Consider the following 19,737-nt stretch of genomic DNA (forward strand, 5'->3'; position numbering starts at 1 on the left):
GGTGGAGGGGGCTTCCTCAACGATCTAAGCGGAAGCCCCTTCCGTCAGCTCCCCCAAACGGGGGGGGCAACTAGGCGAAATCCTTCGCCAGCTCGGCCCGGCTGGCCGGGGACAGCCCCGCCAGGTGGCTGTAGCGCTCATGGCTGCAGCCGATCATGATCTCGGCGCCCGGCTTGCGAAACACCGCCACATGCTCCGGCTTCAGCGGAAAGCGCAGGAAGTGGACCGACGAGGCCTTGCCGTCCTCGCGGGTGCGTTCGACGTCGCCCTCGGGCACCCCCAGCACACGCTCGCCATCGACCTGGATGAAGAAGCAGTCCTCGACACCGCCCAGGCGAGCCAGGACGGCCTCGCGCCGGATCGGGTCGTCGATCTCGAACATGATGGTGGCGACCAGTTCCGAGCCGTTGGGGATCAGCGGGTTGTAGGCGGCCAGCTCGTCCGGGATCTGGTCGGCGCCGCCCTTCTCGATCAGCAGCATCTCCTGCACCTGGAAGAGCATGGTCTCGTAGCTCTCGAAGTAGAAGGTGCAGTAGGGCCCCAGCTCGATCCGCCGCAACCGCTTCAGCGGCAGCAGTTCGGCGCGCCGGGCCTTGCGGACCTTGGCGAACTCGGCGTCCGGCAGAAGGTCGGACGGATCGATGCGGCGTTCGGCGAGCGGCATCAGAACACTCCGTAGGCGCGGGCGAAGACTTCGATCGGATGGGCCTCGGCCGGACGCGGCGGGGCGGTCTGCGCCGTGTCGTCCCCGATCAGCTGGGCCAGGTGCTTGCAGGCCAGGGGGCAGTCCGAGCAGAGGGTCTCGTTGCCCTTGGCCGCCACCTGGCGGGCGGCGGGGCGGCCCACCTTCACCGCGGGCGGCCGGGTTTCCTTCATCACCCCGAAGGTGCCGCCGTGGCCCGAGCAGCGCTCGACCAGGTCGACCTTGGTGTCGGGGATCAGCTTCAGCATCTCCATGGACTTGGCGCCCATGTTCTGCGCCCGGGCATGGCAGGCGTGGTGGAAGGTGACGCCGCCCTCGACCGGTTTCAGCCCCTCGACCAGCCCGTAGGTCCGGGACAGCTCGACGACGTATTCGGCCACGTCCTTGGTCTTGGCCGCGAGACGGCCGATGGCGTGATCCTCGGGCAGCATCAGGGGCCATTCGAACTTCATCATCAGGCCGCAGGAGGCGGTCAGGGCCACCACGTCGTAGCCCTGTTCGATGTAGGGCGCGAAGGCGGCGGCCACGCGGCGCGCCTTGCCGGCCACGTCCTTGATGTCGCCGGCCTCGAGCTGCGGCATGCCGCAGCATTCGGGATAGACCAGCTTCACCTCGACGCCCTGCAGCGCCAGCACCTTGGCGGCGGCCACCGCCGTGTCCGGCCTGTTGTAGTCGACGAAGCAGGTCGCATAGAGCGCGACCTTGCGCTGGCCGAAGGCCGGGCCCTGGGGATTGGGCGCCAGCGGCGTCTTCAGCCGGTCGGTCGCCGTCTTCGAGTGGTATTTGGGAAGCTCGGCCTCGGCGTCGATCTGGGCGATGGCCTCGAGCAGCTTGCGCAGCGGCGTGTTCGTCCGCGCGGTGGCCCAGTTGGCGAGGCCGGCCACGGGCTTGGCGAGCTTACCGTTGCGGTCGGTCATGCCGAGCTGTTCGCGCACGAACTCCTTCTCGCCCGCCCGCCGCTTGGCGGCCCGGTAGCGCAGGATCAGGTGCGGGATGTCGATGTCGAAGGGATGCGGCGGGACATAGGGGCACTTGGTCAGGAAGCACATGTCGCAGAGGGTGCAGGCCTCGGCGATGTGCGCATGGTCCTTCGGGCCGATGCCGTCGATCTCGCCCGTCGGGCCCTCGTCGATGGCGTCGAACATGCGCGGGAAGCTGTCGCAAAGATTGAAGCAGCGCCGGCACGTGTGACAGATGTCGAACTGCCGCTGCAGCTCGGCCTCCACCTTCGCCAGGTCGTAATAGTCCTCGTCCTGCCACAGGATGGGACGCCGGAACGGCGCATCGAGGCTGCCCTCGCGCGGCGGAGCCCCGGCGGCGGGGGGCGCGGTGCGATCTTCGCTCATGTCAGTCCTGCGGTCGGCCGAACGAAAGCCCTCCTCCCCCATTGGGGGAGGAGAAGCGCCATGTGCTCGCCTAGTCGAGGGTGTCGAGGGCGCGCTGGAAGCGGCCGGCGTGGGACTTCTCGGCCTTGGCCAGGGTCTCGAACCAGTCGGCGATCTCGTCGTAGCCTTCCTCGCGGGCCGTGCGCGCCATGCCCGGGTACATGTCGGTGTACTCGTGCGTCTCGCCGGCGATGGCGGCCTTGAGGTTGTCGGAGGTGCCGCCGATCGGCAGGCCGGTGGCCGGATCTCCGACCGATTCCATGAATTCGAGGTGCCCGTGCGCGTGGCCGGTCTCGCCCTCGGCCGTGGAGCGGAACACCGCGGCCACGTCGTTGTAGCCTTCCACGTCGGCCTTCTGGGCGAAGTAGAGGTAGCGGCGGTTCGCCTGGCTCTCGCCGGCGAAGGCGGCTTTCAGGTTCTCGATAGTCTTGCTGCTCGCAAGCGACATGCTGTTCTCCCTAGGCGGCGGCGAACCCCCCGGCTCTACCGCCATGCGGCAGCGACTATGGACCCGCGCCCCCATCGATCAACATGATATGCTCTATGCTGAGCATCGACGGGTTCTATGGAGCTTGACCGGTTCCTCGCGGGTTCCCCCTCCAACGCAAGGAGACGGTCATGGCTGACAACAAGATCCAGGGCGAAGGCGACTACATCTCGGGCAAGAAGTACCAGGACATGCAGCACGAGTTCGCCGAGAAGGGCCCCGTGGAGCAGAAGGCCCGCGAAGCCGAACAGGCCCTGGACGGCCCGGAAGGCGAGGCGCTGGAAGAGGCCCGCAAGGACACCGCCGAAGGCAAGATTCGCTAAGCCCGCAGATTGCGGAACGTGATGGAGTAGCGGTGCGCCCCGGCCTCGGGGAGCGAATGTTCCCAGTCCGTGCGCGCCGGCCCATCCAACAGATAGATCGAGCGCGGTTCGAGCGGGACATTGATCCGCTCGAACCGTTCGCCTGTGCGCCGTCGGAACCGCATGATGGTGGGCGCCAGCAGAGAGACCCCCACGATCTTCTCGAACACCGGCCGGTCCCGATGCCAGCCGATGGGCGCGCCCTCGCGATACTCGTTGATCAGCACGTGGGCGAAGTCGCCGGGCGCCACGCCGGCGAAGGCCGCAGCGCGGTCGCGAAGGGGCAATAGCCAGTCCGGCAGGGGCTGGGCGTCCACCAGGCCCGGCCCATTGAAGTCGTACTTCAGCCCGAACGAGATCACCCGCCGGCGGCCTTCGTAGCCGCGGAACTGAAACGGCTCGAACGGCAGGGTCTCCAGCCGGGCCGCAAGGTCGGCCTCCTCGACCGGCGAGATCAGGCCGGCCCGATAGCGGAAGCCTGGCGGCGCGGCGGGCGGAAGGTCGAAGAGGGACGTCACGGCGTCGAGATGGACGCAAACGAAGGCGGCGGGAAGGTCGCCCTTCCCGCCGCCGGCCGTTCAGGTCCGCATTCCGCCACTAGTAGCGGGGATAGTCGTTGTAGCCGTAGCGGCGATCCTCATCGCGGCGCGCCTCGCGCACGTTGACCGACAGGGCGTCGAAGCGGCGGTTGAGGTCGGCGCGCTCCCAGTTCGACAGGCCGTTGCGGCTATAGCGCGCCTCCAGGCGCACCAGGCGGTTGAACCGGTCGCGCAGGCGGTAGGCCTCGCGCGGGGTCAGCTGGCCGGAGCGGATGCCCTGGTCGATGCGGAAGTCGATCCGCTCCATGCGCCGCTCGATCGGCATCCAGTCGCGGCCGTAGCCGTAGGGTTGGGCGCTCGCGGCGCCGGCGGTCAGGGCGGTGGCGGCGGCGAGGCCCAGAATGATGGTCTTCATAACGATCTCTCCTCGTAACGTGGGTTGTCGTCCCTCGTCATGGGGGGTCAAAACGGCAGACCTCCCGATTGGTTCAGCGGCTGTGGCGCCTCAGTAACGGTTCCAGCCGTAGACGCGGTCGCCGTCCGTCCGGGCCATGCGGATCTCGGCGCTCAGGTCGTCGAAGCGGCGATTGAGGTCCGCACGTTCCTCGGCCGACAGGCCGTCGACGCGGTAGCTGGCCTCCACCCGGGCGATGTCGTTGAAGTCCTCGCGCAGCGCTTCCGCCTCGGCCATGGTCAGTTGGCCGCTGCGCACGCCCTGTTCGATCCGGGCGTCGAGGTCGAGCTTGCGGTCTTCCATGGCCACATAGCTCTCCGCGCCGCCGGTACGGACCGCGAGGCGCATCTGGTCGTCGATCAGGCCGAAACGGCGGTCGAGGTCCAGCTTCTCCCGGGCGCTGAGGCCGCCGTAGCGGTAGCGGACCTCCAGGGCCACCAGCGAGGCCATGTCGTCACGCATCAGCCGGGCTTCGGCTCCGGTGATCTCGCCCGTGGCGAGGCCGGCGTCGATCCGGTCGTCGAGAACGGCCTGGCGCTCGATCATCGGCATCCAGCCTTGCGCGGACGCCGTCGTCGCGCCCAGCGTCAGGGCGGCGGCGGCGGCCATAAGCAGTTTGGTCTTGTTCATCGTCGGACTCCTCGAGCTTGGTCACCTGCTCGTTGGTCCCCCCGATGGGGAGGCGAAACTCCGCGGGTCCGAATTGGTTCAGCGGCGCCGCAGGGCCGTTCACGCATCCGTGAAGACCCGATCCTGGACGACGGAGGCAGGATCATCGGCCGTGAGAGCCGTCATCCTGGCCCTTCTGATCCTGGCGGCGATCCCCACGCCGTTAGTCGCGCAAGGGCGTGCGGACGTCATGTACGTGCCCACGCCGCACGCGACCGTGGACGCCATGCTGGCCCTCGGCGAGGTCGGCCCGGGCGACATCCTCTACGACCTGGGATCCGGCGACGGGCGCATCCCCATCGCGGCGGCCAGGCGGTTCGGGATCCGGGCGGTCGGGATCGAGATCGATCCCGAGTGGCATGGGCAGGCCCGGGCGAATGCGCGGGCCGCGGGCGTCGCCCGGCTGGTGAGCTTCCGGCGACAGGACCTGTTCCGCGCCGACATCCGCGAGGCCAGCGTCGTCACCCTCTACCTGCTGCCGGAGCTGAACCTGCGCCTGCGCCCGCGGCTGCTGGCCGAGCTGCGCCCCGGAACCCGCATCGTGAGCCATGCCTTCGACATGGGAGACTGGGCGCCGGAGAAGGTCGTCGAGGTGGGCGGCGGAGACCGCATCTACCTTTGGCGCGTCCCCGCACCTCCCTCGGAGCAGGCCGCGCCGTTCACACCTTCGGATGGGCCGGGCGTCGGACCGGTGAACAAATAATCTCTTTGGACAATTGTATATCCATCGAGATCAGTTATATTGAGAACAGTTCGCAACAAGGAGGCTCCAATGCGCCTCGCCGCCAAAACCTTCAGCTGGTCGCTGGTTCACATGACCGTCGCGATCGCCGTGGCCTATGCTCTGACCCAGAACTGGCGCGCCGCGCTGGCCGTCGGGTTGATCGAACCGGTATTCCAGACCATCGCGTTCGCCCTGCACGAGCGCGCCTGGGCCGCGCGCGAGCCGATCCCGGTCCGCGTCCACGCCCATCATTGATCGAGAGGGACAACCCATGGCCGACAAATCCCAGAAGAAGGTCGCCGCCGGCCTCGCCAAGCTGCTGGCCGACACCTACGCCGTCTACCTGAAGACGCACGGCTATCACTGGAACGTCCGCGGCCCGAACTTCGGCTCGCTGCACAACCTGTTCATGACCCAGTACACCGAGATGTGGGCGTCGATCGACCTGATCGCCGAGCGCATCCGGGCGTTGGGCGAATATGCGCCCCAGGGCTACGCCGCCTTCGCCGACCTGTCCGACATCAAGGACGGCGATCCCAAGCGCGACGCCGAGGCCATGCTGAAGGAGCTGGTGGCCGACCACGCGACCCTGGTGGCGACCGCCAAGGCCGCCCGCGAAGGCGCCGACGACGTCACCGCCTCGCTCATCGACGCCCGCGTTGAAGCCCACGAGAAGCACGCCTGGATGCTGCGCGTCTCGATCGGCTAAAGGCCGAACGGCCAAGTGTCGTCCTCGCCCGGAGCCGCCGCAGCGCGGGCGAGCGGCGTCACCGGGGAGGTCTCGTCGAACCAGACCCAGGCATCGAACTGCTCGGCCAGGCGGCATTCGGCGTAGTGGCTCCACCGCTCGGTCTCCGGCCGGTAGATCACGCCGATGAACCGCTCCAGGCGGGGGTCGGACAGCACGCGGCGGACGCCGTTGGGACCCGGTCGCAGGTCGAGCAGGGACCGGTCGAGGCCGGCGTTGTGCGACTGTCGCTCCTGGCTCTCCGCCAGCGAGGGGCGGATGGTCTTCACCTCCATCGGCGCGTCCCAGTCCGAGGCGCAGGCGACCTTTCCCGCATGGGTGCCGAAGCCGATCAGGCGCGCCTCGTCGGCCCACTGTTCGCGGCAGAGCTGGCCCAGATTTATCTCGTCGCGGACCATGCCCATCTCGGTGGCCCGCGCGTCGCCGGCGTGGGCGTTGTGCGCCCAGACCACGGCGCGGGCATGCCCGCCCCTGGCGTCCATCAGCGCCTTGAGCGTCTCGAACATGTGCCGGTCGCGCAGGTTCCAGGCCTCGGCGCCGCCGTAGTACATGGCGCGGTAGTAGGCTTCGGCGTCGCGGACGAGCCGGGCGCTCTGGACCGCGTCCAGGAGACCGTCCTCCCCGTCTCCATGCGGCCGCTCCCGAAGCTGGCGGGCCAGCATGTCGGCCAGCATGGAGGTCACCGCGCCCTCGCAGCTGGCATAGCGGCCGGAGACCGCCATCCGCCCATAGGTCTGGGGCTCCTGGACCCAGGGATTGAGGCAGCCGTAGCGCTCGCGCGCGACGGTCGCCGCCTCGGGGTCGGTCCGATCCAGGTAGTCGACCACCGCCCGCATCGAACCGGCGAGGTTGTAGAGATCGAGGCCATAGATCCCCGCCTGGTCCCCACGGGAGCAGGTGCGATTGTGTTGGGCGAGCCAGCCCAGGAAGGCGTCGAACTCGCGGTTCTTCCACATCCACGTCGGGAAGCGGGCGAAGGCCTCACCGGCGGCCGGCGCGCGACCGCGGACCCGGGCGTCCAGCACGCGCGCGTCCGGCCAGTCCGCCTCCAGGGCCACGATATTGAAACCGCGCTTCTCCACCAGCCAGCGCGTGATGGCCGCGCGCGCCCGATAGAATTCCGAGGTGCCGTGGGTGGCCTCGCCCAGCAGCACGACGCGCGCATCGCCGAACCGGTCGAACATCCGGCCGAAGGCAGGATCGTCGAAGGCGGGCAGCGGCTCGGCAGCGGCGGCGATCTGGCCGGAAGGGCCGCGCGGATAGGCCCGCGGCGGCTCGACGTGCGAATGAATGTCGGGCATGGCGACTCCCCGGATACGCAACCCGGGGACCATCGCGCGGGTTCCCGGCGGAAGCCGGTCGGGAGGATGGCGAAATGGCGACCGTCGAACTGCGCAGGGTCGAGACCCTCTACCAGGGCCATGTCACGCTGCTGCTGGCGACTCTGGCGGGACCGGACGGCGAACCCTTCGCCCGCGAGATCGAGCATCACGGCCGCGCCGCCTGCGTGCTGCCCTACGACCCCGACCGCAGGATGGCGCTGCTGATCAACCGGCCCCGGGCGCCGGTGATCTGGGCCGGCGGGCCGCCCGAATTGCTCGAGGCCCCGGCGGGCCAGGTCGAGAACGAAGATCCCGAGGACACCGCCATCCGCCAGGCCATGGAGGCGTGCGGCATCCTGCTGCGCCGCCTGGACGCGGTCGGCTCCCCCTTCGCCAGTCCCGGCGTGTCGAGCGAGCGGGTGGACCTGTTCCTGGCCGCCTACTCCGCCGCCGACCGCGGCCCGGCCATCGAGGGCGAACCCGATCAGCTCGACGTACAGGAGGTCCCGCTGTCGTTGCTGTGGAGCTGGGTCGAACAGCGCCGGATCGAGGACCTGAAATCCCTGGCGCTGATCCTGGCCCTGCGCGTCCGACACCCGCACCTCTTCGACTGACGCCGCCGCGTTTGGCAGCAGCCCGCTCGCGGGAGTGCTAACATTCTGGATTCATAGAACTTTCATCCAGAATCAGTTCTCCTGTCACACAGCGCGGCCGAGACGTCGCAGGGCCGCGCGCCGCAAGAGCGTGAGGTCACGAATGAAACCGTCGCCTGAGTTCCGCAAGCAGATGGAAGGCTACAGCCTGACCACGGCGGAGATCCTCTACCGGATGCCGGATCACCCCAGCCTGCTGCAGAGCTACGTCTGGCAGGACTACGACATCTTCCCGGAGTTTCCGACGCTTCGGAAGTTCCTGGACTTCTGGACGCAAAAGCTCGACGGCCCCCTGTTCAAGGTGACCGTCGGGCACTGCAAGCTGATCAAGCCGGCCGAATTGAAGGCCATCGGCGCCGAGTTCCGGCTGCAGTAGGCCGGCCCGGCGGGCCTACCGGTATTCGTAGTGGCAGCGCTTCTTCTTGGCGTTGCTCTTGGCGATCTGGTGGCCCGCGACGGCGCCGACCCCGGCCCCGATCAGGGTGCCTTCCGTCTTCGCGCCATTGCCGGCGACCACGTTGCCCAGCACGCCGCCGGTGACGGCCCCGATGACCGTGCCCTTGTTGGCCTTCTTCTTCACGTCCTTGCAGACGAGCACCCGCTTGGCCTCGGCGGGCGCGGGTGCGACGAGCGCGGTCCCCGCAGTGGCGAACACGATCGCGGCGATCAGCCGATTGCGCATGGGTTCTCTCCTTGTGGGTTCGACACGCAGGCTCCCCTAACCCTCCAAGGTGGCGCTGGGTTTCAGGCGCGCGTGTGGCATGGTGCCGGCGTCTAGGGCGGATTCGATGGGGGACCTCGTGCAGGGAAAGACGCTGGGCGGCGCCGGCGCGGGGCTGGTGGTCTTCGTCTGTTTCCTGATCGCCGCTGTCGAGGGCTATGACATCCAGGCGTTCGGCGTGGCGGCCCCGCGCATGATCCCGGAACTGGGTCTCAACCCTGCGCAACAGGGATGGGCGGGAAGCGCGGCCATGATCGGCCTCGTCATCGGCGCCTTCGGCGGCGGCTGGCTGGCGGACCGCTACGGGCGCAAGCCGGTGCTGCTGGGCTCGGTGGCGGCCTTCGGACTGTTCTCGCTGCTGACCGCGGCCGCCCACAGCTACGAGGCGCTGCTCTGGGCGCGTCTCGCCACCGGCCTGGGCTTCGGCGGCGCCATGCCGAACCTGATCGCCGTCGCGGTGGAGATCAGCCGGCCCGAGCGGCGCGCCGCCACGGTCTCGGCGATGTTCTGCGGCATGCCCGCGGGCGGCGCGACCTCGGCGCTGATCGCGCGCCTGGCCGGCGACGGCCTGGAGTGGCGGACGATCTTCATCGCCGGCGGGATCGTGCCTCTCCTCCTGCTGCCCGTCATCGTCCTGCTGCTGCCCGAGACCCGGCCGCCGCACGATCCGGCGGCGGACCGCAACCTCGGCCGGGCCCTCTTCGCCGAGAAGCGCGCCGCGCCCACCGTCCTGCTTTGGGCGGCGTTCATGATGACCTTGGTGGTGCTCTACCTGGCGCTCAACTGGCTGCCGACCCTGGTGGTGGACAAGGGCCATCCGCCGTCCGAGGGCTTCGCCGCGGCCATGGCCTTCAACGTCGCCGGGGCCCTGGGCTCCATCGGCGTCGGCGCGATCTGCGACAAGGTCGGATGGCGGTGGCCGCTGGCGATCGTCTACCTCGCCCTGGCCGCCGCCATGGCGGGACTGGCGGCGTCGGACGCGCCCCTGGCGATCCTGGCGATCTCCGGCGCCGCCGGCTTCCTCGTCATGGGCGCGCAGTTCTCGCTCTATGCCGTCGCGCCCATGCTCTACCCCGCCCACCTGCGGGCGGCCGGAGCCGGAGCCGCCATCGCCGTCGGCCGGCTGGGGTCGATCGGCGGGCCGCTCATCGCCGGGGAACTGCGCAACGCCGGAGCCACGCCGGGCGAGGTGTTTCTGTCCATGGCGCCGGTCGCCGTGGCGGCCGCGGTGATCATCGTCGCCATGGGCCGGGTGGCGAAACCGGAACAAGCGTGAGAATGCGAATGACTCGCATGGATAGCTGATCTATAGGGCCTCCTTCATCGGTGAGGGGCCTCATGCGGACTGCGACTTCGATCTCCATCCTCCTTGGCGCGGCCATGGCCGCCTCGCCAGCGACCGCCGAGGATGCGGCCCCCGGCCGGGAGGTCAGCGAAGTGGTCGTCACCGCGGCCCGCACCATCCTGCCGGCCAACGCCCTGCCGCTGACCGTGGACGTGATCGACCGCAACGCCCTGGACCAGCAGGTGGCCATCGGCGGCTCGGTGGTGGACGCGGTGGCCGCCCTCACCCCGTCGTTCTCGCCCACCCGCCAGAAGCTCTCGGGCGCGGGCGAGACCCTCCGCGGCCGCTCGCCGCTGTACGCCATCAACGGCATCCCCCAGTCGACGCCGCTGCGCGACGGCTCCCGCGACGGCTTCACCATTGACCCTTTCTTCGTCGACCGGGTCGAGGTGATCTTCGGCTCCAACGCCCTGCAAGGGATCGGCGGCACTGGCGGCATCGTCAACCAAGTCACCGTTGGCGCCCCGACGGTCGACGGCTTCAGTGGCCGCACCCTCCTGCAGACCACCGCCGACAACGGCTTCCACGGCGACGGCGCGGGCTACAAGGCCGCCGGCCTGGGCGCCTGGAAGGCTGGCGCCTTCGACGCCACCCTGGGCGCCGCCTACGAGACCCGCGGCGCCTACTACGACGGCCATGGGCGGCGGGTCGGGTTCGACGTCGCCCAGGGCGAGACCCAGGACAGCCAGAGCTGGTCGCTGTTCGGCCGCTTCGGCTACGCCGTCAGCGAGACCGCCCGGGTCGACCTGATCCTGTCGCGGTTCCAGCTCGAGGGCGACGGCGACTATGTGAACTCCCCCGGCAACCGGACCACCGGCGTGCCGTCCATGGCCATCCGGGGCGAGCAGCGCGGCACACCGGCCCGCGGCCGCACGGAGAGTGCGGCGATCTCGTACACCGACACCGCGCTCTGGGGCGGCAACCTGGTCACCCAGGCGTTCTGGAACCGCACCCGGGACCTGTTCGGCGGCGACAGCTCCGCGACCTTCCAGGACCCGAGCATCGCGCCGGTCGGCACGCTGCTGGACCAGTCCGAGAACCGCTCGCGCAAGCTGGGCGCCAAGTTCAGCTACGAACGCGCCGTTCCGGGCTTCGAGAACCTGACCGCCACCGTCGGCCTCGACCTCTTGAAGGACCGCACCGAACAGGCCCTGGTCCGCACCGGCCGCGTCTGGGTGCCCCCCACCGACTACCGCAGCGTCGCGCCGTTCGTTCAGGCCAACCTGGCGCTGTTCGACAAGAAGCTGCGCATCGCCGGCGGCCTGCGCAACGAGAATGTCCAGATCAAGGTGGACGACTTCACCACCCTGGCCTCCTACGGCTCGCGGTTCGTCTCCGGCGGCTCGCCCGAGTTCCACGACACCCTGTTCAACGGTGGCGTCATCGTCGAGCCCGTGCCCGGTATCCGCGGCTATGTGAGCTACGCCCAGGGCTACACCGTCCCCGACGTCGGGCGCATCACGCGCGCGATCAACGTGAACGGCGTGGACATCGACGACTACCTCGACATCAGCCCGGTGGTCTCCAACAACCGCGAGGTCGGGCTGGAGCTGAAGCGCGGCTGGTTCGACGCCAGCGCCACCTACTTCTGGTCCACCAGCACCAAGGGCCAGTTGCTGGTCCTGGTCGGAACCGTGTTCGAGGTGCAGCGCCAGCGGGTCGAGATCGAGGGGCTGGAGCTCAACGCCACCGTCCGCACGCCCGTGGACGGCCTGACCTTCCAGGCGGGCTATGCCGATCTCAAGGGCCGCGCCGACTCCAACGGCGACGGGCGCGTCGACATCGACCTGGACGGCGCCAACATCTCGCCCGACCGGATCGTGGCGGCCATGAACTTCAACCGTGGCCCCTGGTCCACCCGGCTGCAGCTCGGCAAGTACCTGTCGCGCAGCTTCGACGGCGCCGACCCGCGCAACAGCTTCGAGGGCTACACCCTGGTCGACGGCTCGGTCCGCTACCAGTTCGAGCAGTGGGGCGGCCTGTCGCTCTCGGTGCAGAACCTGCTGGACGAGTACTACATCGACTACAACACCGACACGCAGCAGCCGACCAACAACGCCCGGTTCTTCTCGGGCCGCGGGCGGACGTTCACCCTCGGCTGGGACTACCGCTTCTGATGGGGCTGATCGACCTCCTGCACCGGTGGACGGGCGGCCTGATCGGGCTGCTGCTGGCGGTGCTGGGGCTGTCGGGGGCGCTGCTGGCGCACAAGCCTCTGCTGGTGATGCTGCCCCAGGTGAGCGAGGCCCAGGCGCAGGACACCGCCTCGCTGGCGGCCGCGGCCGAGCGGATCATGGCGGCGCCGGACCGGCCGCGCAGTCTCGTCTTCGCCACCCGCGACTTCGGCCTCAACCAGCTCAGCTATCCCGAGGCCGGCTCCGGCGCCTACGCCACCCAGGCGGGCGATGTCGTGGCCCGCTGGGACAGCAAGTGGGAACGGCCCGAGATCTGGCTGTTCGACCTCCACCACCATCTCTTCAACGGCGACACGGGCGAGATCGTGGCCGGCGTCGCCGGGCTCTGCGGCCTGGGCTTCGTGATCACCGGGGCGATCCTGTGGTGGCGGATGCGGCGGGCCTTCGAACTGCGCCTGTGGCCGCGCAAGTTCGAGCGCTTCCAGATCCTGCGCCACCACCGCGACATCGGGATCATCATGGCGCCGCTGCTGGCCCTGTCGCTGATGACCGGGACCATCATGGTCTTCCGCCCGGTGGCCGACGCCATCCTTGGGCCCGGCGCCGCCGCCGCGGTGACCGAGGCGCTCAAGGCCCCGCCGCCGCGCAAGGCCAAGCTCGCCGACGACCCCGATTGGACGGGGATGATCGAGACCGCGCGCCGGCTGTATCCCACCGCCGAGGTGCGCATCCTGTCGCTGCCGCGCGGCGAGACGGGCCTCATCAGCCTGCGCCTGCGCCAGCAACAGGAATGGCTGCCCAACGGCCGCACCACCCTCTACTTCGCCGCGGACACGGGCGAGCTGGTGCTGGCCCGCGATGCGCTGGCCCTGGCGCCCCAGGTCCAGGCCTACAACGCCCTCTACCCGCTGCACGCGGGCAAGGTGGGCGGCCTGCCCTACCGCCTCGTGGTCACGCTCTCGGGCCTGACCCTGACGCTGCTGGGCAGCCTGACCGTCTGGACCTTCTGGTTCCGCCGCAAGCCGAAGCGCCGCCGCCGCGACCCGGTCCCGGCGACCTAGCCCCGCGCCGGGATCTCGAGCCCGCGCTGCACGGCCGGCCGCGCCAGACCGCGCTCCAGCCAGGCCGGCACGTTCCTCAGCGTGTCGAACGCCACCAGCGGCCTCGCCTCATAGAAGCCGATCAGGTTGCGCACCCAGCCCAGCAGCGCGACGTCGGCGATGGTGTAGTCCGCGCCCATGATCCAGTCGCGGCCCTCCAGGCGGCCGTCCAGCACCTCCAGCAGCCGCCGGCTCTCGGCCACGTAGCGCTGCAGCGGCCGCTTGTCCTCGTACTCCCGCCCCGCGAACTTATGGAAGAAGCCGACCTGGCCGAACATCGGCCCCGGACCGCCCATCTGCCAGTAGACCCACTGCAGCGTCTCGTACCGCGCGGCCGGGTCGGCGGGGATCAGCTTGCCGGTCTTCTCGGCCAGGTACTGCAGGATCGCGCCCGACTCGAACAGCGCCAGGGGTTTCCCGCCCGGACCGTCGGGATCCAGGATCGCGGGGATCTTGCCGTTGGGGTTCAGGGACAGGAACTCGGGCGTCTTCTGATCGTCCGTCCCGAAATCGACCAGGTGCGCCTCATAGGGCAGCCCGATCTCCTCCAGCATGATCGACACCTTCACCCCGTTGGGCGTCGTCAGCGAATAGAGCTGCAACCGCTCGGGATGCCGCGCCGGCCAGCGCCGGGTGATCGGGAAGGCGGAAAGGTCGGGCATTGGGCGAGCGAGCTCCGGACGCGAAGCTCACCAGATGGCGATCAAAGCCGGCGTGGCAATGGCGGGGGAAGGCTGCTGGCGGAGAGGGTGGGATTCGAACCCACGATGCCCGTGAAGGCACGCCGCATTTCGAGTGCGGTACATTCAACCACTCTGCCACCTCTCCAGAGCCAGCGACGGGGGCCTTCGAAAAGGCTCCCGTTGAGCGAGCGCGCGTTCTACTCATCCCGCCGCAGTCACGCAACTGCGATCTGACGCCGCGTCCTCACCGTGGGTAGAGCACCATCTGGGTGCAGCGGAACACGGCGATGGTCTTGCCCGTGGTCTGGTTCACGGCCTCGGCGTCCCACACCTGGGTCATGCGGCCGCCGTGCAGCAGGCGCGCCTCGCAGGCGACGGTCTCGCCCTCCTTGGCGGTGCCCAGGTAGTTGGTCTTGATCTCGATGGTGGTGAAGCCACTGGCGCCCTCCGGCAGCGACGCGACGCAGCCGTAGCCGCAGGCGCTGTCCACCAGCGCGACCACCGAGGCGGCGTGCATGAAGCCGTTGGGCGCCATGTGCTTGCGCTGGACGACGAAGCGGCCGCGGGCCCGGCCGTTGGCCACCTCGTCCCATTCGATGCCCAGTTCGCCGGGCAGGGTGCCCTTCTGGCGCTCGGCGAACAGCGCGGCCTGGTTGCCTTCCAGCATGAAGCCTCTCCTCTCAAGGTCAGGCTTCAAGTGGGAAGCTGACGCGGCGACAGCCAAGTCCGAAGACTGAACCGCGCCGCGCCGGTCGTCAGGCGCCGAAGATCCAGCCCGCCGTGAGGCTGCTCATCTGCACGCCCACCAGGGTCATCTGGCCGCCGCCGGTCATGCTGATGACGGTGTCCGCGCCCACTTGGCTGACGGTGTACTGCGTGCCCGGATCCACCTGCACCCGATCGCCCTCGGCGAGGCTGAAGTCGGTCACGCGGTCGACGCCCGCATCCCCGAACGTATGGAAGATGTCGGCCCCGGCGCCGCCCGTGACCGTGTCCGAGCCCTTGTCGCCGGAGACGTAGTCCGCACCGCCGCCGCCGTTGATCAGGTCGTTGTCCTGACCGCCGCGGACGACATCGTTTCCGTCGCCGCCTTCGCAGGTGTCGGCGCCGAGATTGCCGTAGACCAGGTTCTGGCCCGCGCCGCCGGCCAGGCTGTCGTTGTCGCGGCCGCCGACCACCCAGTCGTCGCCCCCGCCGCTGACGCAGGTGTCGTTGCCCATGTTGCCGTTGATGTCGTCGAAGCCCGTCCCGCCGACGATGCTGTCGTTGCCCTCGTCGCCGCGCAGGTAGTTCGTCCCCTCGCCGCCGCGGATGATGTCGTCGCCCGCATAGCCGCGCATGACGTCCGCCGCGGCCGAGCCGGTGATGGTGTCCGCCCCGCCCAGGATCGTGCTGCGCGCCGCCTCGTTGTCGTTGGTCTCGACCCAGCCCACGAAGGTGCTCACCGGCACGGAGAAGCCGGAGACTTCGAACACCACCTGGCCCTTGAAGCTCTCCTTCCAGCCCGTGACCGTGCCGCCCGAAAGCTCGCCGCCCGCGTAGGTGAACTGGCCCTGGAACTCCTCCAGCCAGTCGCCGTCCTGGAGCGTGAAGGCCGTCCCTCCGGTAACGGTGGGCACGCCTTCCAGGAGGTCATCGATCTTGAGGGTGTCGACGCTGATGCCGGCGGCGCCGGCGATGAGGAGAGCCATGGGGTGTCATCTCGCGAAGCAAATGGGTTCGCGTAAGGCTAGGTGGCGCTCCGGCCCACAACCTCCCCAACCTGGGGGAGGCGATCGGCTATTTTTTTCCTATAGTTAACCGGTGTTTACGCTTCGGACGGCGGCACACCCGGCCGGAGCTGAAGCAGGGAGCCCAACTGCGACTGGCGCGTGCGGCCCGTCTTGGCGAAGACCGATTTCACGTGCGTGCGCACGGTGCTTTCGGCGATCCCCATGTCGGCGGCGCAATCGGCGACCGTGGAGCCCTCGATGAGCCGCAGCGTCACGCGCGCCTCCTTGGCGCTGAGGCCCCAGCCGTCCCGAAGCTGCCGCTCGCGCTGGTCATCAGCCTGGGACAACGCCGTCTGCATCGACAGGACGAGAGCCTGCACCGCAGGGTTTCCGGCCTGCATCGCCGCCTTCAGCCGCGGCAATATGCTGGGATAGAGCCGGCTGTAAGCCTCGGCTTGCTGCAACAGGCGGTGGTCTAAGGGCTTTTCGTCGCTCATGCTTCGCCCAGTCGAGTGCGAGTCGGTGCGTCGGATGAGTTTAGCGGGAAGCGTGGTCGGGGCCAGGGCGAGCCTCCCCGAGGTCGTCCAGATGGACCTGCCGGCGCCGCCGTGGGCCGCGCTCGTGCGGCGGTTGGCCAACCGCACGATGCAGCGGATCGTCACCTCGACCATGCGGTCCGCCCTCCGCGCCGAAGCCGCCGGGCCCGAGGCGCTGGCCCGCTACGTCGCCGGGCAGCGCCGCATCCACATGCGTTTCGACGCCCCGGTCCTGGCCCGGGTCGACGCCGAGGCGGTGCGCCAGGCCGGTCCCGGCGCGGGTCTCTCGGCCCCGCCGTCCCCTTCCGAGTGGTTCGCGCCGCGCGCAGCGGAGCCCCGGGGGTTCGTCTTCTACGTCCACGGCGGCTCGTTCATCGCCGAGCGCTCGCCCCGCATCACCCACCTGGTGGCGCGGTTCGCGGCGGCGGCCCAGGCGCGCGTCTTCGCCCCCAGCTACCGCCTCGCCCCCGAGCATCCCTGCCCCGCGGCGGTGGACGACATCGTGGCGGCCTGGCGGTGGTTCCAGGAGACCTGGCCCGAGGAGCCCGTGGTGGCCCTGGCCGAGTCCGCGGGCGCGGCGATCCTCCTCGCCGCCCTGCAGCGGGCCCGGGCGCTGGGCCTGCCTCTGCCCTCCGGCGTCGTCCTTTTGTCCCCCTGGGCCGACCTGTCGCTACAGAGCTGGTCGGTGACCGCCGCCTCCTTGCTCGGCACCACGCCCTACACCATGGAGAGCCTGGCCCTCGTGGCGCGGTTCTACCTCGACGGCATGTCGGCGACCGATCCCGTCGCCTCGCCCCTGTTCGGCGCATTCGACGGCTTCCCGCCGACCCTGATCCACGCCAGCCGGGGCGACATCCTCTACGACGACGCCGTGCGGCTGGCCGAGGCGATCCGCGCCGTGGGCGGCGACCTGACCGTGCGCCTGTGGGCCGACGAGACGCACGTCTGGGAGCGCATGGGCACGCCCAAGGCCCGCCAGTCCATCGAGCTCGCCGCCGACTTCATCCGTCGCCGGCTGGATGCCGGAACGCCGGTCCGGGGCTGACCCTACGTATGATTGCTGCGGCGCCGCGGGACGGCTAAGCCCGTACCCGTTCTTCAGCGCCCGTTTCCTCGGCGTCTTTCGGGAGATTGCATGAGCATCAAAGGCAAGGCCTACCTGATGGGGGCCTACGAGCACCCGACGCGCGACGCGCCCGACAAGACCACGGCCCAGCTCCACGCCGAGAGCGCGCGCGGCGCCCTGGAGGACGCGGGCCTCGGGTTCGACGACGTGGACGGCTATTTCTGCGCGGGCGATGCGCCCGGGTTCGGCGCCATGTCCATGATCGACTACATGGGCCTGAAGAACGTCCGCCACATGGACACCACCGAGACCGGCGGCTCGTCCTACATCCTGCACGTGGCCCATGCCGCCCAGGCGATCGCCGCCGGCAAGTGCCAGGTGGCCCTGATCACCCTCGCCGGCCGGCCCCGCAACGGCGGCAACCGTCCGGGCGCCAGCATGGCCGGCGGCCCCCGCGGGCCGGGTCTCAGCGACGGCGCGCCAGAGGCCGGCTTCGAGAGCATCTACGGCGGCTCGACCCACAACACCTACGGCATGTGCGCCATGCGCCACATGTACGAGTACGGCACCACCTCCGAGCAGCTCGCCTGGATCAAGGTGGCCGCCAGCCACCACGCCCAGTGGAACGAGCACGCCTTCCTCAAGAACGTGGTCACGGTCGAGGAGGTGGTGTCCAGCCGCATGATCTCCGACCCGCTGCACCTCCTGGACTGCTGCGTGGTCACCGACGGCGGCGGCGCCCTGATCGTCACCTCGCCCGAGATCGCCAAGAGCCTGAACCGCCCCAAGGTGCGCGTCCTGGGCGCCGGCGAGGCCCCCAAGGTGCAGCAGGGCGGCAAGCTGGACCTCACCTATTCCGGCGCCGTCTGGTCGGGCCCCCGCGCCTTCGAGGAGGCGGGCGTCACGCCGGCCGACATCAAGTACGCCTCCATCTACGACAGCTTCACCATCACCGTGCTGATGCAGCTGGAAGACCTGGGTTTCTGCAAGAAGGGCGAGGGCGGCAAGTTCGTCGCCGACGGCAATCTCATCTCGGGCGTCGGCAAGCTTCCGTTCAACACCGACGGCGGCGGCCTCTGCAACAACCACCCCACCAACCGCGGCGGCATCACCAAGGTGATCGAGGCCGTGCGCCAGCTCCGCGGCGAGGCGCACCCCAAGGTCCAGGTGCCGAACTGCGACCTGGCCATCGCCCACGGCACGGGCGGCTCGCTGGGCGTGCGCCACGGATCGGCGACGGTGATCATGGAACGGGAGGCCTAACCGATGTCCGAACTGATGACCCGGCCGGTCCCGGCCCCCGCCGTCACCCTCGAGAGCAAGCCGTTCTTCGACGCGGCCGAACAGGGGAAGTTCCTGATCAAGCGCTGCACGGCCTGCAAGGAAGCCCACTGGTATCCGCGCACGATCTGCCCCTTCTGCCACTCGGACCAGACGGTCTGGGAGGAGAGCCCGGGCGAAGGCGTGGTCTACAGCTTCTCGATCATGCGCAAGTCGCCGAGCGGCCCCTACGCCCTGGCCTACGTCACCCTCGCCGAGGGCCCCAATGTCCTAACCAACGTCGTCGACGTGGCGCCCGAGGACCTGAAGATCGGCATGGCCGTGAAGGTGAAGCTCCAGCCCACCGAGGGCGGCCCGCCGGTTCCGGTGTTCGTGCCGGCGTAAAGCCTGCCCGAACAGTTGCTCCCCCTCTGGGGGAGCTGTCGGCGAATGCCGACTGAGGGGGTCCGCTCAAACGCTCGGGATGACCCCCTCCGTCGCCTTCGGCGACACCTCCCCCGATGGGGGAGGAACTACGCGCCCTCCGCCGCCAACCTCGCGATCAGCGGCCCGGCCTCCCGCGGATGCCTCAGCCTGTACTTCGCCAGATGCGCCAGCGCCGGGTCGGCCATCTCCGCGTCGATGCGTTTCCGGCGCCCCTCATAGGTGTCCCACGCCCAGCGGATGGGATGCTCCTTGTCGAGCCAGCGCACGAAGGTCTCGGTGTTGCCCGTCCCCGGCCACAGCTCCCGCCCCGTCCACGCCCGATCGAACGAACGCCGGAACACCCGCGCCATCACCACCCACTTCGGATAGTCCAGCCAAACCGCGTGCGTCGCCCGCGCCAGGATGATCGGCCGCACCTTGGAATAGTTGCCGCAACTCACCCAGGCCTCACCGGCCGCCGCTGCGCTCACCCGCCGCTGGAACTCCTCCGGCTCGTTGCGGTGCAGGTCGTACCACCCCGCCTGCCAGTTGATCGCATCCAGGTCGATATGTCGCGCGCCGATGGCCGTCGCCAGCGTCGCGGCAAAGGTCGTCTTCCCCGATCCGGAGGTGCCGCTGACTGTGACGCGCATGCCTTCAATCCTGATCGTCCCAGGGCCCGCTTTGCGGAACGCGCCCATCAGGTC

The 19,737-nt window shown here is 69.5% G+C and carries 25 protein-coding genes and 1 tRNA gene; 12 read left to right on the plus strand and 14 right to left on the minus strand.

What is annotated here, in order from left to right:
• Positions 1 to 70: 70 nt before the first annotated feature.
• The 3 genes from A2790_RS20750 to A2790_RS20760 form a co-directional block, all read right to left on the minus strand.
• The gene (locus A2790_RS20750) at positions 71 to 664 is read right to left on the minus strand and encodes a DUF3501 family protein (protein WP_293395833.1); all 594 of its coding nucleotides are present in this window, start codon (positions 662 to 664) and stop codon (positions 71 to 73) included.
• Complete coding sequence (locus tag A2790_RS20755; RefSeq protein WP_293395836.1) at positions 664 to 2,049, minus strand: heterodisulfide reductase-related iron-sulfur binding cluster; 1,386 nt, start codon at positions 2,047 to 2,049, stop codon at positions 664 to 666. Before A2790_RS20755 ends, A2790_RS20750 begins: the two co-directional genes overlap by 1 nt.
• 70 nt (positions 2,050 to 2,119) lie before the next feature.
• A complete protein-coding gene (locus A2790_RS20760) occupies positions 2,120 to 2,536 on the minus strand; it encodes a rubrerythrin family protein (RefSeq protein ID WP_293395839.1) in 417 nt (138 codons plus the stop codon).
• A gap of 170 nt (positions 2,537 to 2,706) precedes the next feature.
• Here A2790_RS20760 and A2790_RS20765 point away from each other — a divergent pair, with 170 nt between their 5' ends.
• Positions 2,707 to 2,898: a hypothetical protein gene (locus tag A2790_RS20765; RefSeq protein ID WP_293395842.1), complete on the plus strand. Its 192-nt coding sequence runs from the start codon at positions 2,707 to 2,709 to the stop codon at positions 2,896 to 2,898.
• Here the strand turns inward: A2790_RS20765 and A2790_RS20770 are convergent.
• From A2790_RS20770 to A2790_RS20780, 3 genes are all read right to left on the minus strand, one after another.
• Positions 2,895 to 3,455: an alpha-ketoglutarate-dependent dioxygenase AlkB gene (locus A2790_RS20770; protein WP_293395844.1), complete on the minus strand. Its 561-nt coding sequence runs from the start codon at positions 3,453 to 3,455 to the stop codon at positions 2,895 to 2,897. The genes A2790_RS20765 and A2790_RS20770 overlap by 4 nt on opposite strands.
• A gap of 79 nt (positions 3,456 to 3,534) precedes the next feature.
• The gene (locus tag A2790_RS20775) at positions 3,535 to 3,891 is read right to left on the minus strand and encodes a hypothetical protein (RefSeq protein WP_293395847.1); all 357 of its coding nucleotides are present in this window, start codon (positions 3,889 to 3,891) and stop codon (positions 3,535 to 3,537) included.
• Positions 3,892 to 3,981: 90 nt separating this feature from the next.
• Positions 3,982 to 4,560 carry a hypothetical protein gene (locus A2790_RS20780; protein ID WP_293395850.1) on the minus strand — a complete coding sequence of 193 codons (579 nt, stop codon included), beginning with the start codon at positions 4,558 to 4,560 and terminating at the stop codon, positions 3,982 to 3,984.
• A gap of 151 nt (positions 4,561 to 4,711) precedes the next feature.
• Between A2790_RS20780 and A2790_RS20785 the strand changes: the two genes are divergently transcribed.
• The 3 genes from A2790_RS20785 to A2790_RS20795 all read left to right on the plus strand — a co-directional run bounded on the left by A2790_RS20785 (position 4,712) and on the right by A2790_RS20795 (position 6,032).
• The gene (locus tag A2790_RS20785; RefSeq protein WP_293395853.1) at positions 4,712 to 5,302 is read left to right on the plus strand and encodes a methyltransferase domain-containing protein; all 591 of its coding nucleotides are present in this window, start codon (positions 4,712 to 4,714) and stop codon (positions 5,300 to 5,302) included.
• Between the two features lie 69 nt (positions 5,303 to 5,371).
• On the plus strand, positions 5,372 to 5,578 hold the full coding sequence (locus A2790_RS20790) for a DUF2061 domain-containing protein (protein ID WP_293395856.1): 207 nt from the start codon (positions 5,372 to 5,374) through the stop codon (positions 5,576 to 5,578).
• A gap of 16 nt (positions 5,579 to 5,594) precedes the next feature.
• A complete protein-coding gene (locus A2790_RS20795) occupies positions 5,595 to 6,032 on the plus strand; it encodes a DNA starvation/stationary phase protection protein (RefSeq protein ID WP_293395859.1) in 438 nt (145 codons plus the stop codon).
• Here the strand turns inward: A2790_RS20795 and A2790_RS20800 are convergent.
• The gene (locus A2790_RS20800) at positions 6,029 to 7,372 is read right to left on the minus strand and encodes an erythromycin esterase family protein (RefSeq protein ID WP_293395862.1); all 1,344 of its coding nucleotides are present in this window, start codon (positions 7,370 to 7,372) and stop codon (positions 6,029 to 6,031) included. The two genes, A2790_RS20795 and A2790_RS20800, sit on opposite strands and share 4 nt — an antisense overlap.
• A gap of 74 nt (positions 7,373 to 7,446) precedes the next feature.
• Between A2790_RS20800 and A2790_RS20805 the strand changes: the two genes are divergently transcribed.
• Positions 7,447 to 8,007: an NUDIX hydrolase gene (locus A2790_RS20805; RefSeq protein ID WP_293395865.1), complete on the plus strand. Its 561-nt coding sequence runs from the start codon at positions 7,447 to 7,449 to the stop codon at positions 8,005 to 8,007.
• A gap of 142 nt (positions 8,008 to 8,149) precedes the next feature.
• On the plus strand, positions 8,150 to 8,422 hold the full coding sequence (locus A2790_RS20810; RefSeq protein ID WP_293395868.1) for an usg protein: 273 nt from the start codon (positions 8,150 to 8,152) through the stop codon (positions 8,420 to 8,422).
• A gap of 15 nt (positions 8,423 to 8,437) precedes the next feature.
• On the opposite strand, the gene A2790_RS20815 is transcribed toward A2790_RS20810, so the two are convergent.
• Positions 8,438 to 8,728 carry a glycine zipper 2TM domain-containing protein gene (locus A2790_RS20815; RefSeq protein ID WP_293395871.1) on the minus strand — a complete coding sequence of 97 codons (291 nt, stop codon included), beginning with the start codon at positions 8,726 to 8,728 and terminating at the stop codon, positions 8,438 to 8,440.
• A 106-nt stretch (positions 8,729 to 8,834) separates the two neighbouring features.
• Here A2790_RS20815 and A2790_RS20820 point away from each other — a divergent pair, with 106 nt between their 5' ends.
• From A2790_RS20820 to A2790_RS20830, 3 genes are all read left to right on the plus strand, one after another.
• Positions 8,835 to 10,043 (plus strand): MFS transporter, encoded by a 1,209-nt coding sequence (locus A2790_RS20820; protein ID WP_293395874.1) that lies wholly within the window; start codon positions 8,835 to 8,837, stop codon positions 10,041 to 10,043.
• Positions 10,044 to 10,105: 62 nt separating this feature from the next.
• Positions 10,106 to 12,229, plus strand: coding sequence for a TonB-dependent receptor (locus A2790_RS20825; protein ID WP_293395877.1), 2,124 nt, complete (start codon positions 10,106 to 10,108; stop codon positions 12,227 to 12,229).
• Positions 12,229 to 13,308 carry a PepSY-associated TM helix domain-containing protein gene (locus tag A2790_RS20830; protein WP_293395880.1) on the plus strand — a complete coding sequence of 360 codons (1,080 nt, stop codon included), beginning with the start codon at positions 12,229 to 12,231 and terminating at the stop codon, positions 13,306 to 13,308. The genes A2790_RS20825 and A2790_RS20830 overlap by 1 nt, the downstream gene beginning before the upstream one ends.
• Here A2790_RS20830 and A2790_RS20835 read toward each other — a convergent pair.
• From A2790_RS20835 to A2790_RS20855, 5 genes are all read right to left on the minus strand, one after another.
• The gene (locus A2790_RS20835; protein ID WP_293395883.1) at positions 13,305 to 14,009 is read right to left on the minus strand and encodes a glutathione S-transferase N-terminal domain-containing protein; all 705 of its coding nucleotides are present in this window, start codon (positions 14,007 to 14,009) and stop codon (positions 13,305 to 13,307) included. The genes A2790_RS20830 and A2790_RS20835 overlap by 4 nt on opposite strands.
• A 76-nt stretch (positions 14,010 to 14,085) precedes the next feature.
• Positions 14,086 to 14,175: transfer RNA gene (locus tag A2790_RS20840), tRNA-Ser, on the minus strand.
• Positions 14,176 to 14,274: 99 nt separating this feature from the next.
• Positions 14,275 to 14,697 carry a PaaI family thioesterase gene (locus A2790_RS20845; protein WP_293395886.1) on the minus strand — a complete coding sequence of 141 codons (423 nt, stop codon included), beginning with the start codon at positions 14,695 to 14,697 and terminating at the stop codon, positions 14,275 to 14,277.
• Positions 14,698 to 14,785: 88 nt separating this feature from the next.
• Positions 14,786 to 15,721: a calcium-binding protein gene (locus A2790_RS20850; protein ID WP_293395889.1), complete on the minus strand. Its 936-nt coding sequence runs from the start codon at positions 15,719 to 15,721 to the stop codon at positions 14,786 to 14,788.
• A 116-nt stretch (positions 15,722 to 15,837) separates the two neighbouring features.
• Positions 15,838 to 16,239, minus strand: a complete 402-nt coding sequence (locus A2790_RS20855; RefSeq protein WP_293395892.1) for a LuxR C-terminal-related transcriptional regulator — start codon at positions 16,237 to 16,239, stop codon at positions 15,838 to 15,840.
• Positions 16,240 to 16,273: 34 nt separating this feature from the next.
• Between A2790_RS20855 and A2790_RS20860 the strand changes: the two genes are divergently transcribed.
• From A2790_RS20860 to A2790_RS20870, 3 genes are all read left to right on the plus strand, one after another.
• Positions 16,274 to 17,323: an alpha/beta hydrolase fold domain-containing protein gene (locus tag A2790_RS20860; protein WP_293395895.1), complete on the plus strand. Its 1,050-nt coding sequence runs from the start codon at positions 16,274 to 16,276 to the stop codon at positions 17,321 to 17,323.
• A gap of 90 nt (positions 17,324 to 17,413) precedes the next feature.
• A complete protein-coding gene (locus tag A2790_RS20865) occupies positions 17,414 to 18,607 on the plus strand; it encodes a thiolase domain-containing protein (protein ID WP_293395898.1) in 1,194 nt (397 codons plus the stop codon).
• A gap of 3 nt (positions 18,608 to 18,610) precedes the next feature.
• On the plus strand, positions 18,611 to 19,009 hold the full coding sequence (locus A2790_RS20870; RefSeq protein WP_293395901.1) for a Zn-ribbon domain-containing OB-fold protein: 399 nt from the start codon (positions 18,611 to 18,613) through the stop codon (positions 19,007 to 19,009).
• Between the two features lie 128 nt (positions 19,010 to 19,137).
• Here A2790_RS20870 and A2790_RS20875 read toward each other — a convergent pair whose 3' ends face one another.
• Positions 19,138 to 19,683: a hypothetical protein gene (locus A2790_RS20875; RefSeq protein WP_293395904.1), complete on the minus strand. Its 546-nt coding sequence runs from the start codon at positions 19,681 to 19,683 to the stop codon at positions 19,138 to 19,140.
• Between the last annotated feature and the right edge of the window lie 54 nt (positions 19,684 to 19,737).

Source organism: Phenylobacterium sp. RIFCSPHIGHO2_01_FULL_69_31 (assembly GCF_001824475.1).
Classification (GTDB): Bacteria; Pseudomonadota; Alphaproteobacteria; order Caulobacterales; family Caulobacteraceae; genus Phenylobacterium.